The sequence below is a fragment of the Breznakiella homolactica genome (assembly GCF_016616095.2).
Lineage (GTDB): Bacteria > Spirochaetota > Spirochaetia > Treponematales > Breznakiellaceae > Breznakiella > Breznakiella homolactica.
Genome location: NZ_CP067089.2, coordinates 406486 through 420657, shown reverse-complemented (window position 1 = coordinate 420657; position 14172 = coordinate 406486). Strand labels below are relative to the sequence as shown.

Sequence of the window (14172 nt, the reverse complement as noted above, 5' to 3'; positions counted from 1 at the left end):
AGCATATCCCGCCGGTTCTCCCGGTTTATATAGTTATACTTACTTGAAGGTGAATGAAATACCGGCGTACGCATCATTGCTGAAGAAACCTTCCCGGATTTCCGCGTTATAAACAGCATGGAGTGCCCAGGTCACGTTGCGGGTAAGCGCAAAGGACGCGCTGAAATCAGCCCCTATTTCCATAGCATTGGCATTCTGGCGGAGGGATTTCACTGTATAACTGGGGTTTTTATCTAAGCCGGTGAGAGTCCTTTGGTATGTGGAGGCGGAGGAGATCCGTTCATCCCCGAAGTCATGGCGCCATCCTGCGTTTAATCCGGCGGTCATGACGGTGCTTTTTTTGACGGCAAAGTCATGCTTAACCGCTATACCCATGATCATAGTGAATTCATTGGTATTGATTGCTTCTGTTTTTGCCGCCAGAAGTCTACCGTCTTCAGTAAATTCCGCCTGTCTGAGCCAAAGCTGCCGGCCGGATACAAAAGGAATAAAGTGGCCGTTCTGCCAGAGTTCTAAATCATAGGCTGCCTTAAGATCAAAACTGAACAGGTGCTGTCCAAAATTGCCGGTAATATCTCCAATATTACCGGGGTTGCGAACCATGTCGTTACCGTTGTATGTATAGGCACCGCTAAGAAGTATTTTCAAGCCCCAATATGGTGCATAGCGGCCGAGAATGCCGACATGGAGACCAGTGGTATGTATATCAGAGGTGATATCCCTGAAACTGGTATCCGAAAAACCCGCGCCGCCGTAAATACCCACACTGAAATCACTTTCCATGATATTTGTACTGGCCCCAACAATAAACCCGTTATTAATCGTATCGTACCCTGAATATAGATCCGCGGATTCCGCAAAAGTAAAATCACCCCAGTAGGTTCCCCACAGCCGTATATCGGAAAAGAACCGGTTTTTGGTTTCACAAAAATACTGAATCAGGCTCCTGCAGTTGCCGCGGTCATCGAAGGCCATGTTTTTGGCAAGCTCTGCGGCACTTACGTGCAGATTCATCCCTATCCGGGCCATGGTCACCGCAGCCTCAGGGGTGATGGAATTGATATCATCCTGGAGGTTGCTGATTTCATCATCCGTAAGATCCGATGTGTTAACAATTATATTTGCCGTATCGATGGCATTGCCCGCGTTAGGGCCCAGGTTGTCATAGGGTGCAAAATCCGCTATCAGATACAAATCGCCGTTTATTTCTATGAATTCAATTTTATATTTATAGGACTGATTCAGTGTAATGGTTCCGTTCTTGGAGGCATTTACAAAGGCCGCCACATAGTCGGTTCCCGTAGCGGATGCGTCAATTCCTTCCGCAATAAGGTAGGTACCGAAATGAGGAAGCAGCGACCGGGGGGCGGAAACATTCAGGTTGTTATAGGTCAGGGTATCACCGGTATTACCCGAGAAAGAAAAAAACGCATTGCCCTGATCCCTGCCGCCCATGTCAAAGTACACCTTCCCGCCCAATAAAACCTGGAGCGAGTCACTGGCGCTGCCGTAAACGGTAAAATCCGGTGCAAACTGGGTTTCCCCCGAGTTGATATTGATTATTGAATTTGCGCCGACATTTAGGATGATATTGAAGCCGCCCCAGAGAAACACGCCGCTCCCCCGGGACTCATCCCTGGTAAGAGTAAAATCCTGATTGTTCATATAGACGCTGATGGGATCAAACAGGAATATACCGCCGGCGCCGCTGACATCGAGGGTCGCCGCCGCGGCCGAAGGGGCGCCGGATTCACCGAAGAAGATTCCATTTGATCCGGTACTGTCGGCATTATCCATGAAGAGCAGATACTTTCCAGCGGTCGATGACAGTGACAGCGCAACCGGGCCGGTACTGGTATCCGCAAAAAGGCCGCCGCCGTACTGCCCCGCTCCATTCTCGAAGAAAACAGCGTCCGTCAGGGTAGAGTTCGTACTGCCGCTCACATACATGGCACCGCCGTTTCTCCCGGCTATATTATACGCGAAGAACGGGGTATCGAAATTCCCCTGGATTCCCCCGCCCACACTCAGGGCGCCGCCGTCGGTACCGGCGGTATTCCGAATTGCTTCAAAAAGACTGGTGGTTCCGGTCAGGCTGCCGCCGATATTTATGGCGCCGCCGCTGCCCCCGGCGGTATTGGAATCCGCCTGTAAAGCGTTGATTCCGCCGGTCACATTGCCGCCGATATTCAAACCGCCGCCGTTCCCGCCTGCGGTATTAAACGCGATGGTGGAATTATTAATACCCCCGGCCAGGTTTCCTCCGATATTGACACCGCCGCCGCTGCCGCTGCCGGCAGCATTAGAGTATAATTCCAGATTACGGATGCCGCTGTTGAGATTGGCGCCTATATTAGCGCCGCCGCCGTCGGCACTGGCAGTATTAGAGAGGAACTGGCCTTCAAGAAATCCCAGGGAGCCGCCCACATACATACCGCCGCCGCTGCCCCCGGCAGCGGTGTTGTACCCGAAAGCCGCGTTGGTTATACCCTGGGTAAAATCATTAGTCACATAGAGGCCGCCGCCGCTGCCCCCGGCGGAATTTTCGACAAAATAGACCGTATCAAAAGCACCGCCGATCGAATCGGTATACAAGGCGCCGCCGGAACCGGCCGCGATGTTCTTTCCAAAAGTTACCGATGAAAAATTCCCCGTTAATCCCGCGGCGAAAAGCGCCCCGCCGCTGCCCCCGGCCTTGTTGCCTACAAAGTTCGTGCCGGACACGGTCCCTAAAGTGCCGCCGGAGTATATAGCGCCGCCGTCAGCGCCTGCGGTGTTTGAAACAAACGATGAGCCGCTGATAGTCCCGGTGATATTCCCGGCTGCATACACCGCGCCGCCGCTGAGGCCGGCGGTATTCTCGGTAAACTGGCCGGATTGTATATTGGTTAAACCGGCTCCTGTGTACAAGCCGCCGCCGTTTCCGGCTGTGGCGGTATTGCCGGTGAAAGAAAGGGAGGTCAAATTTCCCTGTAAGTCCATTATATAGGCACCGCCGCCGTTTCCTCCGGCGGTATTACCGCTGAAGGTAGTGTTCTGTATGCCGTTATATTGGATTCCGCCGATATACAGAGCCCCGCCGCTGCCGGTACCCTGGGCGCTGTTGCCGTCAAAAACGACATTCGAGATACCATACTGTATGGCTGAGGGATTGGTAAAATCCCCCTGAATATACACAGCGCCGCCGTTGCCGCTGCCTGCCGTTCCGGACCGGTTGTTTCTGAACAGACTTGTCGTGTTTCCGCTGGCATATCCGAGTATACCGGAAAAGCTGCCTGCCCATAACGCCCCGCCGTCAATACCGGCGGTATTGCCCGTAAAGCTGGCGGTAACATCCTGGTTCTGCGCGTTCTGGATATATACAGCGCCGCCGCTGCCCCCGGCGGTGTTGGAAGTAAAGTTGTTCCGTATCTGGCCGTTGTTGGTTCCGATAAACAGGCCGCCGCCGTTGCCGCTCGCACTGTTGCTGGCAAAGGCCATATCCACGCGGTTGTTCATGGTTCCGCCAATATACGCGCCGCCGCCGTCGCCGCCGTTTGCCTTGTTACCCTCAAAGGTGAACCCGGTGAGGGTCCCGCTAAAATTGTTTCCCACATACAGGCCGCCGCCGCTGCCCGCGGATTGGTTCCGCAGGAAAAAAGCATAAGCCGTCAGGCTTCCGTTAAAATCATTCCCGACGAACAGGCCGCCGCCGTTGCCCCCGGCAGTGTTGGTGGCAAAATACGTCGCGTAAATATCGCCGGAAAACGTGTTGTTCACGAACATACCGCCGCCGCTGCCGGTGGCGGTGTTGTTATCAAAATGGACATCCCCGCCGGTTCCGTTGATTCCACCGGAAAAACTGCCCCCCACGTAAACGGCCCCGCCGTTCGCATTGACTCCGGTTGCCTTGTTGCTGTCAAAGTGAAGATTGGACCTGATTCCACCGGCAAAACTGTCCGCAATATACACGGCGCCGCCGCCGTTTGCCGCGGCGTTATTGCTGAACGTAGAATTCGCTATCCCGCCGGTCAGATTCTGGGCATTGAAAGCCCCGCCGAATCCGGCCGTATTGTTCCCGCCCTGCATATGGATATTCGCGATTGAACCGAATGTATAGGTACCCATGTCGACCAGGCCGAAGGTATTGGTGCCGAGGATATAGCCATTATTACCATTAAGGCTGAGATTGTTGAGTGATCCGCTCAATGTACTGGGTAAGGTTAAACGCAGATTATTGCTGCCGAAGGTAACCGTAGCTCCGGTCTGCCCGCCGGCCGAAAAGGCGTTGATTAAGTCATTAACCGTATTAACCGAGACCGACTGGGCGCGGACCGGGGCGGAAAACCACAGAGTCAAAAGAAACAGACATACAGTAAAAAACCAGCCGCTTCTGTACACCGCCGGAAAAAATTTCATCACCGCCTCCATATTTTTACATACTCAAACATTATCTCTGCGCGCGAAAGAAAAATTGTGTTGTCCGGCTGCCGGCAATGGATTGGAAAATTCCTGATAAAAACAGAACGCACAATTTTTTTAATTATAATAAATATAGTCAAAACCTATTTTCTTTACAAATTTTTATACGGTAAAGAGTTTTTCATGAAGGCATATTTATCATGAAATCTATTGAAAAAAAATATTTTTCAGACAAAAGTTGATATAGTAAAAAAGAATTTAAAAAAAGGGAGTATTTCATGGATTCCATAAAACTCTTAGGTTTCATCGGTGCCTTGTCGGTACTGTTAGGTTCCTGCGCGTCAATAGCGCAGCCCACCGCGCCGGATACAACGGTACTGTACAACTACATAGAAGAGGCGATACTGGTTACAAACGGAGACCACCAGGTACCGGCCATTGTTACCCTGCCGGTCTGTATTAAAAGCAAATCAGTACCCGCGGTGGTGATGCTCCACGGGTACGGTTCCGATTCAAACGGAATACAAAATACGTACCGCCACCTCACCATGGATCTGGCAAAACAAGGCATCGCATCGGTACGGCTGGACTTTTCCGTGCCCGATGGTACCGTGGAAACCCCGGTCGGCGCCGCCTACGATTCCGCTGTTTCAGATGTCAGCGCCATTGCGGATTACCTGGTTTCCCTGGAATACATTGACGGTGACCGGATTGGAATCCTGGGATGGGGCCACGGCGGGACTGTCGCCATGGTATCCGCCGGGGAAAACACGGTCTTTAAATCGATTGTTATCTGGACAGGGGATGCGGTGACCGGTAAATTCCGTTCCAACGATGATGCGTTTCTGCAGGCCAAGGACCAGGGGTTCATCATGACCGAGCTTGCCCAGGGGGATTCCCTGAATATGGGCCTCGGTGCGGTGATTATTTCCCGCAGCGCCGACGTAACAACGGAATCGGACAATTCCGAAGCGCCGGTTCTCGAGGTTCAGGGGGACGGACAGGGCCAGGGTCAGCTGGAAATACTCCTGGGCGCGACCTACCATCCCATGTCGAAGCTGATCCTCCTGGAAGGAACCGATACGGCCTACAATTTCTTTATTGGAGACCCCGGTTCATACGCCGGTTTATCGGCGGAAACCGTGGACTGGTTTAAATCGACCCTCTGACCGGCGGTACAATACCGGTAATGTAAAAAAGCGGAGCTACCATGGAAGATTCAAAAAAGAAAAAAATGAAATATATCTACGCCATACTCATTGTGATTATCATTATACTGATTATTTTGATGCTCCGGTGCTGCGGCGGCTGTTCCTCTTCCGGAGACAGCGGCGTGCCGCCGGTGCCGCCCGTTTCGGCACCGGAAACGGTGATTCCAACCGGCAGGGATTCCCCAGAAAACACGGAAACTCCTGCGCCGCCGCCGGTCGTTCCCGTACCGGCCCCCGCCACGGCGCAGCCCCCCGCTCCGGCACCGGTTCCGCCGGCAGCACAGAGAAGTTCACCCCCGGCACAGCCGAGGCAGCCGGCGCCGGTCCCAGTCCCAGTCCAGCCGGAAAAAGCCCCGGTACCAGAGCCTGACGCGGTTTCCGCACCAACCTGGACACCCTCGGAAAGTACGGATTTCCCCAACGAGACCGTAGATTACGTATCGGTTTTTGTGGACAACGGTATTTCCTACGTGGCGTTCCAGGACAAACAGAATGACGGAAGGGCGTCGGTTATTTCCTATGACGGACGGGTTTGGAAATCCATCGGGAAACCGGGGTTTTCCATTTTCGACATCGCCAACACTTCAATCTTCGTATACCAGGGAACCCCCTACGTGGCGTATCAGACCAAAGGGGAAACCCCCGAGGTTGAGGTCAAACAGTACAACGGAACCCAGTGGAACACGGTAGGCAGCACCGGCGCCTATTCCGGCACCGCGGAAAATATTACCCTGCGGGTATACAACGGCACCCCCTATGTGGCGTTCAGGGAGGCTGGAGGCTCTATGCGGGCGCTGGTCAGGATTTACAGCGGATCCGAATGGGAAATCCTGGGCGGCGGATACGCCTCCGACAACTCGGCCATGCACACAGCCTTTGCCATTGACCGGGGGACACCATACATCGCATACGCCGATGGGGATGGAGGCAGGATAACGGTGCGGCGGTTCGACGGGACAAACTGGATAACCGTGGGTTCCCCGGGATTCTCCCCCGGAGAACCGGAGAACATCGCCCTTCTGGTAAACAATGGAATGCCCTATGTGGTGTACCAGGATAAAACCGACAGCACCGCCAACGTGATGATGTTCCAGAACAGTACCTGGCGCTACATCGGAAAAACTGCCGGGGCAGTGGGAAATTCCAGCGCCGTGATCCACGGAGGGGTACCCCACCTTTCATTCCAGGATCTGGGGAATGATAATAAACTGTCCGTACTGCGATACGACGGTTTCGGATGGAATTCCCTGGAAGGTACGGACCGCGGCCCGGTGGATCCGGGAATCGCCACCCTGCACAGTTCCGATGATTCGCTGCATGTTATACAGCAGGATGTTGAACAAGGAAATCTGAAGGTACTTACCTACACACAATAACCCCGGGTGTTTTTCCGTCAATACCACCCCGGCTGTAAAAAACAGGCCGGGGTGTTTTTTATACCCTTAATCCTGCCCGGCGGCGAAGACAGTACCTTATACTTTGTGACGGTACGCGTACTTAACGAATAAACCGATCATGTAGGTATTCATCTTCACATCCGATACTTCCAAGGTGTTGCTCGTCCCGGTAAATTTCGCCCCGATCAGAAGACCGTGGTTATTCCGGCCGATATCCAGCGCCACCGAAACATTCCCCGCGAAACCGCCCTTGCTGTCATACATTGAAAGCCCCAGGGAAGAATCATTGGAAACAAATGAATAACCGAAAGATCCGGCAATCTGAATAAGCCGAATGGGGTAAAAAATTATACCGCCGCCGATTAAATACGAGTTAAACTGTATATAGTCGGAACTGTCATAAAAACGGTGTCCGACTCCCGACAGCTCCGCGGCAATATACAGCGGGATCCGGCCGAACGGGCCGTAACCAAGCTTCAGCCCCAGATCAATACCCAATTCATCTAAATCAACACCCGTCGATTTAAATGAATCCGAGAAGTCCTCTCCGTCGACTTTTGTCCATGCCTTTCCAAAACCAAGTCCGATATCAAAGTATAATCCCTGGGCGCAGACGGTGAATGACAGAACCGTAAGAAGTACCGTCATAATTGCAAGCTTTTTCATGCAACCTCCTTGCTATGACCGGCTTAATGCCGTCATTATATTCATGTTCCGGAAAATCCGGATTTATGCCGCAAAACGTTCAAATCCGTATTGAGTAAAGTGGTTTTTAAAATAATTGCTGATTTTTAATAATCGTGTTTAAAAGGGAGGGTTGAACAACGCGGTTTCACTATGAAACCCTCCTCTATAAGTTATACCCCTATATAGCTGATTTTCCAACAAAAAAGCGTTTTTTCTTACTAAAATATTCAGAATAACGTTCACCCATAGGCTTTTATACAGGTTTTTGCGAGCCGGGCCGTGCGCATAGTTCTGAGGGGAAGTCCGTAAGGGAATAGATGTATTTTGGGTCCTTGGCCGTATGAAGCCGGAACCGTTAACCGCCGGAAACCGGTTTACACAATTACGGCAAAGCCGGTGATGTGGTTTTTTACATACCGCTGCAGAATCCCGGTTTCATTGTCCATTACTTCAAAAAACCGGGATTCCAGAGAATCGAAGTCGGTAATCTCCGTGTAGAGTTCCGAAAACTCCTCCAGGGATGTCTCTTTCTCCAGTTTGGTTTTGTGTTTTTCGTAGATTACCTTCGCTTCATCCAGAATGTCAGGGACTTTCTCCAATCCCCATGAACGCAGGGTTTCCGCCAGGGGATTATTAAAAATATAGCCGCCGTATCCGTTCTGGATAAGCTGAATGAACCCGCCGTTGCAAACCTGGCCGTACAGGTAATTATAGGCCAGAAGGGTATGCTGAGAATCGGAAAATTCCTTCATGATTTCCCCGCCCGGGTCCCCGCTGATGATTTCGTGGTACTTTTCGATAAGGACAAACAAATACTCCCAGGGATCCGTATCCGCTTGCTCTAATTCCCGGGAATTTATTTTCGGCAGAGTCTCCATGACGTCTCCGGCGTTGTATGATACGAAAAGTATAGCACAGGCGGCGGCAGCTGCAAAGGACAGGCCGTCTGCGGAAGCTCTGGACGGAGGATATCCCCGTACTGGAAACGGCCCTTGATATCCGCTACCGGGCAGAGCCCATGGAAGGTTTCTTTCTGGATATTGTGAAAGGCCAGCTTGGGAAGGTCCGAGACGACAGGGACAACTACCTCTGGCACAGTTTCTGGTTTCTCATCCGGAAAAGCGACCGGGTGGCGGTGGGTTCCGCGGATTTCAAGGATGTCCCCGGACAAAACAGCGAAGTGGAAATCGGCTACGGCTTGGGCAAGGAATTTGAAGGCCGGGGGTATATGACCGAGGCCGTCAAATCCATGTGCGCCTGGGCTTTGGAACAGCCCGGAGTACACCAGGTTATAGCGGAAACTGACAGTATCGGCGAAGCCTCCCATGGCGTACTCCGGCGCTGCGGTTTTACTGTGGACCGCCGGGGAGAAACCTGGTGGTGGCGGCTCAGCGGCGTTTAAAGTTCTTTTCTCGCGATAAGGATACTATCCTTGGTAACACTTCCGTCGGGCTCGGTGTAATCCAGGGTAAAATCCCTGATAAGCATCAGGCGGTTTTCCCGGAGCAGCGCCGTCACGTCGTTTTTTTTATGGTAGCGGATGTAGAATTCATTGTCGCCGCCGAAGGAGGTTTTCTCAAAGCCTTCGGTTTCTCCTTCCATAAAACTGATGTATATATGTCCCCCGCCCTTAAGGAGTTCGGCGCTGTTTTTGATGCATTGCCGCACTTCTTCTTTTTTCAGGTACGGAAGACCGAAACCCAGGATCACCGTATCAAAACGCTTTTCGGTCCGGTAATCAACAATGGAGGCCTGGACAAAATCCCCCTCCGGCAGGACGGTTCGGGCTATCTTCAGCATCTCTCCGGAGAGATCTACCCCGGTAATACGCACGGGGATTTTCCCGGCGATATAGGCGCTTATCTGGGCGGGACCGCAGGCCAGTTCAAGGACTTCGCCGTTATCCGGGATTTTCTCAATCAGGCAGTCGTAGGTTTCATCGTAATTCCCAATTGCGCCGATGGTACCGGCAAAGGCTCCGGCGGTCTTGTCATAGGACGCTATTGTCCGTTTCTGCGTTTCATCCATAGTTGTTTCTCCCATTACAGCGGCGGCTAAAAAAAACCTTTCGCCAGGACGTTTTCCGCCGCTAAGAGGAACAGCGGAGCGTACATAACACCAAGGAGAATCCGCTGCCACAGTCCGGCGCTGTCTATCCAGGTTCCCCGGAATTTTTCTTTATCGGACATCACAAAAAATGTGAAAAAGACCAGGCACAGTACGAACATGGCCAGGGAAAACAGTCCATCCGGTACGGCGCCTTTTTTGATAAAAAGCAAAGCGATTACCAGGGGCAGAAAAGCCAGGAGCATGAATCCGGTTCCGGCGCTTATTCCGTGCACCCGCGCCGGGATGCTTTTCTGCTCCCCGGTTCCGTCCGCGCTGAATAGCCCCGAAAGCACACCGGCCCCTGTTCCGTAGGCAATGATAAAAACGGCACCCAGGAGGGATAAGGACAGGGAAATATCACGGCAGGACCGGAAAAAAGCAAGACCCCCTAAAATCATGACCAGACCCAGAATGATAAGCCAGAGATTGTACACAAGCCGGACCGGGCTGCCCCGGCTTCCCAGAACACTCATAACCATGGTCCTGTGGCTGTAGCCGGGATACCGCGGAGCCAGTACGCCGGCGGCGAGGAAATCCCCGGGCAGGACAACCAGCAGGGCGATCCAGAGGGACTTGCCGAGAAAAACATCCACCCTATTCCATCCTTTTATTTATCTTCATTTTCCGGATGGTACCGGGAACCGGAAAAAAAGACAAGCCGGAGACAGGATTTTTCCCGGTATGTATACAGTCCGGGAAAAACCGGGTATAAAGGAATTGTATCCATGCCGCTGGAGAGGTTTCGCCATGGAATTGCAGTCCAAAGACTTTCACAAAGTTGAGTCACTGATCGATGGGTCCAACAATTTTTATCCCCTTATGGAGGCGGTGGTCCGCCGGGACATACCCGGGAGGATCTTTGTGGACAGCCCGGATTTTTTCCGCACCGCAATGATTATCAACTGCCTGGGCTGGATCTATCTTATCGGGGCGGACGATTCCGAAGTTTTTGACAAAGAAATTATCGATGTGCTCAGGGAAAAAACCGGAGGCCAGTACATCTGGTTCGGGGGAACGTCAAAGTGGCGGGAACTCGCGGCGGCCTGCCTGTCGCCGGATATTCAGGAACATCCGCGGTACCGGTACCGGTTCAACCCAGAAGCCTTTGCCGCGTTCAGCCGGGCGCTTCCGCCTCCGGCCCTTCCGGTGTACCGGGTGGACCGGAATTCCATAAAACGTTTCGCCGCAAAGTTCGATTCGGTGGACAATTTCTGGCCGGGACGGGAAACTTTCCTGGAAAGAGGGTTTGCCTTTTACACCGAAGACGCAGGAAACATGGTGAGTATGGTCATGAGCGCTTCGGTAGTCCGGGGAGAAGCGGAGATCGACATTGCCACCGATGAAGCCTATCAGGGCCGGGGGCTGGCGCTCCAGGGAGCCCGTGTCTATATCAACCATTGTCTGGCCGCCGGGCTGACCCCCAAATGGGACTGCAGAAAAGCCAACATCGGTTCGGTAAAGCTCGCGGCGAAACTGGGTTTTGAGATTCTCGGGGAATACCCCCTGTTCTTCATTACCCTGGGAACACCGAAGAAATAACCTTTAAGGATAGACAGCTGCGGTCAGATAATCCGTCTGATTTTGGCGGTCAGCCAGGGGGCGATTCCGGTAAACAGGACCACCGCCAGCCATAAATTGCCGGTGGTGATATTATACGCGCCGATTATTTCGCTGAAACTGCTTCCCAAAGCCAACCCCAGAACCGTCTCAAAAATAACGGTTAAAAATGCCCAGACGAACCCCATGAGTCCGTACGTTTTTCCGGTTCCTTTTCCAAGACGGGGAATGAACAGAAAGGAAACAAAGAAAATTAACGCGCAGAGAATCAGTCCGCTGACGGGTTTCGCATACGTCATTCCCAGAAGCGGGTCGAGAACAAACTGCCTCAGGGCTCCGTTCAGGATTGCCAGGGGAATAATTGTAAGCCAGAGTAACAGGGACTTTTTTATCATGGGAGATACCCTTCCTGAATTCAATTTTCTTCAATATTAAACTGTATTACGCCGCGCAGCAGCTCATTATCCCTTTCGCCGCTGAAGTCCTGGAGTTTCGTAAACCGACTAATCTTTTCCGATTGGTCACCGTAAAATTCCTTAAAAGAAAACACATCCATACGATTTCCGGAATAATCCAAAAAATCCTTCCCGCTTGTTTTTATTTCCTCCGTGAATTCCCGGTACATTCCTTCTTTCAGATAATAATGCAGTATATGCATAATGGGATGTATAAAGAGATCAAGTACCATACATTTCCAAAGCTCCAATGAGACACCCGGAAAATAGTCTTTCTGTTCCAGTTCTTCCTCGGTAAAAGGATCCGCCAGACGCAGATATTCGGTAAATAAATCCTCGGTTTCTTTTATGACTTCCTCAAGGGGCTTTCCCTTATACATGGTATAGGCATTGAAATTTGTATCTTCCAGGTTTTCTATGTGGTCAAATTGTTTTTTAGTTTTCATATTAATGAGCTGGGTTTTTGAATAGTTAAGCCAAAACGCAATATGCCCGATTACATCGTGGATATCCCAATTCAAAAAATCACCGGCGGCGGTTTTACCGGACCCGCTGAATATTTTAATTTTTTCTTTGGTATACATGCTCAGAGCAATAATCTTGTTTTTATTCATAATGATATTTCCCGTATATGCTTTTATAGTATTGGATAGGTCCCGGGTAAGTAAAGAGTCTGTCCGGGAATACGATAAAATAAACCTTTGGCGTTAAGGCACAGTAGATAATGCCGTCACTCCGGCAGAAGGCTTCGCAAGGTTCTTCGCAGCCGAGATCCCGGGTCACTTCGCAGTGATAATATACAAACATCCGGTTTTTCCGTTATACTCATGGAACGCAGTCTATTGCTATCAATTTCCGGCAGCTGAGGTTAACCATGAGTATTAAGGCAGTGATTTTTGATTTAGACGGGGTAATTGTTACCACCGACCAGTACCATTACCGGGCATGGAAAAAAATTGCCGACCAGGAAAATATTTATTTTGATGAGGAAATCAACAACCAGCTCCGGGGAGTAAGCCGCATGGACAGCCTGGAGATTATCTTAAAAAGAGCCGGCCGAACGTATTCGGATGCGGAGAAGCAAAAAATGGCCGAAGAAAAAAACACCGTCTACAAAGAACTGCTTAACAGTCTTACCGGCGGTGATATACTGCCAAAGGTTGCCGAAACGTTAGCGGAACTGAAGCGGCGGGGTATACCGGCGGCCATAGGATCGTCGAGCAAAAACGCCGTATTCATTCTTAATAAAATCGGTCTGTATGAAGCCTTTGACGCGGTCAGTGACGGCAATAATATTTCAAAGTCAAAGCCTGACCCCGAGGTTTTTATAAAAGCCGCGGAGATGCTGGGGATTCCCAATTCCGAATGTCTCGTGGTGGAAGATGCCTCAGCGGGAATTGAAGCGGCGAAAGCCGCGGGCATGGCCGCCGCGGCGATCGGCGACGCCCGGTCAAACCAGGCCGCGGACTACCGCATAGAACGGATCGACGAGATTTTAGCCTTCCCCGGACTGGCTTCCTGAGAAAAATCAATCCTCATCCCCGGCCGCGGAAGCTATGATTACCTCCACCCCGGCGTCGGAAATAGCCTGCAGCGCCGTTGGGTCGGCGGACTCATCGGTAACAAGGATATGGATCGCAGAAATCGGCAGGGAAGAGAAATTTGAAACCACCCCTATTTTTGAACCGTCGGCGATGACTATCACGGTGCCCATGCACTGGTCAACCATAAGGCGGTTAATTGCCGCCTCGGGATGAACCGACGTGGTAATACCGTACCGGGCGGAAATACCGTTTGTGCCGAGGAAGCAGCGGCTTGCGTGTATCTGGGATATGGCAGCAAGGGCGATGCCGCCGAAAAGCGACCGGGATGTATGCCGGTATTCACCGCCCACCAGAATTAATTCCATGGTTGTTTCGGCGGTAATAATACCGGGTGCTGCCGCGTTGTTGGTGATTATCCGTATTTTCCGGTTTGAAAGATGTTTAAGCAGACTGAGGGTGGTAGATCCCGCGTTAACGAAAATCGTTTCTCCATCGGATACCAGCAGACTTGCCTGCTGCCCGATGGCATCCTTTTCTTTTGAATGGAGGGTTCCTTTTTCTTCGAACCCCGATTCCTCGAGATTCTTTTTAATAAGCCGCGCCCCGCCATGGAAACGCTCGATGGTACCGTTCTCGAAAAAAACGTTCAGATCCCTTCGGATGGTTATTTCGGACACCCCTAATTCGGCGCTCAGATCCGACACCGTAGCCGAATCCACCGTATTGAGGTAATCAAGTATTTTTTTATGCCGCTGCCGGATAATTTTTCCGAGATTTTTCATATATACCTTTATGTTGTATAAGGCAGGTG

The 14172-nt window shown here is 51.5% G+C and carries 13 protein-coding genes; 5 read left to right on the top strand and 8 right to left on the bottom strand.

Annotation, left to right across the window (positions count from 1 at the left end; genetic code table 11):
• Nucleotides 1–39 precede the first annotated feature (39 nt).
• Nucleotides 40–4398: an autotransporter domain-containing protein gene (locus JFL75_RS02160; RefSeq protein ID WP_215625058.1), complete on the bottom strand. Its 4359-nt coding sequence runs from the start codon at nt 4396–4398 to the stop codon at nt 40–42.
• A 281-nt stretch (nt 4399–4679) separates the two neighbouring features.
• Between JFL75_RS02160 and JFL75_RS02155 the strand changes: the two genes are divergently transcribed.
• Nucleotides 4680–5570: an alpha/beta hydrolase family protein gene (locus JFL75_RS02155; protein WP_215625057.1), complete on the top strand. Its 891-nt coding sequence runs from the start codon at nt 4680–4682 to the stop codon at nt 5568–5570.
• Between the two features lie 41 nt (nt 5571–5611).
• Nucleotides 5612–6988: a hypothetical protein gene (locus tag JFL75_RS02150; RefSeq protein ID WP_215625056.1), complete on the top strand. Its 1377-nt coding sequence runs from the start codon at nt 5612–5614 to the stop codon at nt 6986–6988.
• 96 nt (nt 6989–7084) lie between these two features.
• Here the strand turns inward: JFL75_RS02150 and JFL75_RS02145 are convergent, their stop codons facing one another.
• Both JFL75_RS02145 and JFL75_RS02140 read right to left on the bottom strand, forming a co-directional pair.
• The gene (locus JFL75_RS02145; RefSeq protein WP_215625055.1) at nt 7085–7675 is read right to left on the bottom strand and encodes a hypothetical protein; all 591 of its coding nucleotides are present in this window, start codon (nt 7673–7675) and stop codon (nt 7085–7087) included.
• 395 nt (nt 7676–8070) lie between these two features.
• Complete coding sequence (locus JFL75_RS02140; RefSeq protein WP_285291958.1) at nt 8071–8574, bottom strand: DMP19 family protein; 504 nt, start codon at nt 8572–8574, stop codon at nt 8071–8073.
• A 140-nt stretch (nt 8575–8714) separates the two neighbouring features.
• On the opposite strand from JFL75_RS02140, the gene JFL75_RS02135 reads away from it, so the two are divergent.
• Nucleotides 8715–9098: a GNAT family N-acetyltransferase gene (locus JFL75_RS02135; RefSeq protein WP_215625054.1), complete on the top strand. Its 384-nt coding sequence runs from the start codon at nt 8715–8717 to the stop codon at nt 9096–9098.
• Here the strand turns inward: JFL75_RS02135 and JFL75_RS02130 are convergent.
• Both JFL75_RS02130 and JFL75_RS02125 read right to left on the bottom strand, forming a co-directional pair.
• On the bottom strand, nt 9095–9724 hold the full coding sequence (locus tag JFL75_RS02130; RefSeq protein WP_215625053.1) for a class I SAM-dependent methyltransferase: 630 nt from the start codon (nt 9722–9724) through the stop codon (nt 9095–9097). The two genes, JFL75_RS02135 and JFL75_RS02130, sit on opposite strands and share 4 nt — an antisense overlap.
• A 26-nt stretch (nt 9725–9750) precedes the next feature.
• Nucleotides 9751–10398 (bottom strand): DUF998 domain-containing protein, encoded by a 648-nt coding sequence (locus JFL75_RS02125; RefSeq protein ID WP_215625052.1) that lies wholly within the window; start codon nt 10396–10398, stop codon nt 9751–9753.
• A gap of 154 nt (nt 10399–10552) precedes the next feature.
• Between JFL75_RS02125 and JFL75_RS02120 the strand changes: the two genes are divergently transcribed.
• Nucleotides 10553–11344 (top strand): GNAT family N-acetyltransferase, encoded by a 792-nt coding sequence (locus JFL75_RS02120; protein WP_215625051.1) that lies wholly within the window; start codon nt 10553–10555, stop codon nt 11342–11344.
• A 23-nt stretch (nt 11345–11367) separates the two neighbouring features.
• Here JFL75_RS02120 and JFL75_RS02115 read toward each other — a convergent pair whose 3' ends face one another.
• Both JFL75_RS02115 and JFL75_RS02110 read right to left on the bottom strand, forming a co-directional pair.
• Nucleotides 11368–11757 carry a hypothetical protein gene (locus JFL75_RS02115; protein ID WP_215625050.1) on the bottom strand — a complete coding sequence of 130 codons (390 nt, stop codon included), beginning with the start codon at nt 11755–11757 and terminating at the stop codon, nt 11368–11370.
• A gap of 20 nt (nt 11758–11777) precedes the next feature.
• A complete protein-coding gene (locus tag JFL75_RS02110) occupies nt 11778–12431 on the bottom strand; it encodes a hypothetical protein (RefSeq protein WP_215625049.1) in 654 nt (217 codons plus the stop codon).
• A gap of 260 nt (nt 12432–12691) precedes the next feature.
• Here JFL75_RS02110 and pgmB point away from each other — a divergent pair, with 260 nt between their 5' ends.
• Nucleotides 12692–13339, top strand: a complete 648-nt coding sequence (pgmB, locus tag JFL75_RS02105) for a beta-phosphoglucomutase (RefSeq protein ID WP_215625048.1) — start codon at nt 12692–12694, stop codon at nt 13337–13339.
• Nucleotides 13340–13345: 6 nt separating this feature from the next.
• Here the strand turns inward: pgmB and JFL75_RS02100 are convergent, their stop codons facing one another.
• Complete coding sequence (locus JFL75_RS02100; protein ID WP_215625047.1) at nt 13346–14143, bottom strand: DeoR/GlpR family DNA-binding transcription regulator; 798 nt, start codon at nt 14141–14143, stop codon at nt 13346–13348.
• Between the last annotated feature and the right edge of the window lie 29 nt (nt 14144–14172).

Coding starts and splice junctions, on each gene's coding strand:
- JFL75_RS02100 (WP_215625047.1), bottom strand. CDS start 14,143: ATGAAAAATCTCGGAAAAATTATCCGGCAGCGGCATAAAAAAATACTT.
- JFL75_RS02140 (WP_285291958.1), bottom strand. CDS start 8,574: ATGGAGACTCTGCCGAAAATAAATTCCCGGGAATTAGAGCAAGCGGAT.
- JFL75_RS02150 (WP_215625056.1), top strand. CDS start 5,612: ATGGAAGATTCAAAAAAGAAAAAAATGAAATATATCTACGCCATACTC.
- JFL75_RS02130 (WP_215625053.1), bottom strand. CDS start 9,724: ATGGATGAAACGCAGAAACGGACAATAGCGTCCTATGACAAGACCGCC.
- pgmB (WP_215625048.1), top strand. CDS start 12,692: ATGAGTATTAAGGCAGTGATTTTTGATTTAGACGGGGTAATTGTTACC.
- JFL75_RS02160 (WP_215625058.1), bottom strand. CDS start 4,398: ATGAAATTTTTTCCGGCGGTGTACAGAAGCGGCTGGTTTTTTACTGTA.
- JFL75_RS02120 (WP_215625051.1), top strand. CDS start 10,553: ATGGAATTGCAGTCCAAAGACTTTCACAAAGTTGAGTCACTGATCGAT.
- JFL75_RS02115 (WP_215625050.1), bottom strand. CDS start 11,757: ATGATAAAAAAGTCCCTGTTACTCTGGCTTACAATTATTCCCCTGGCA.
- JFL75_RS02135 (WP_215625054.1), top strand. CDS start 8,715: ATGGAAGGTTTCTTTCTGGATATTGTGAAAGGCCAGCTTGGGAAGGTC.
- JFL75_RS02145 (WP_215625055.1), bottom strand. CDS start 7,675: ATGAAAAAGCTTGCAATTATGACGGTACTTCTTACGGTTCTGTCATTC.
- JFL75_RS02155 (WP_215625057.1), top strand. CDS start 4,680: ATGGATTCCATAAAACTCTTAGGTTTCATCGGTGCCTTGTCGGTACTG.
- JFL75_RS02110 (WP_215625049.1), bottom strand. CDS start 12,431: ATGAATAAAAACAAGATTATTGCTCTGAGCATGTATACCAAAGAAAAA.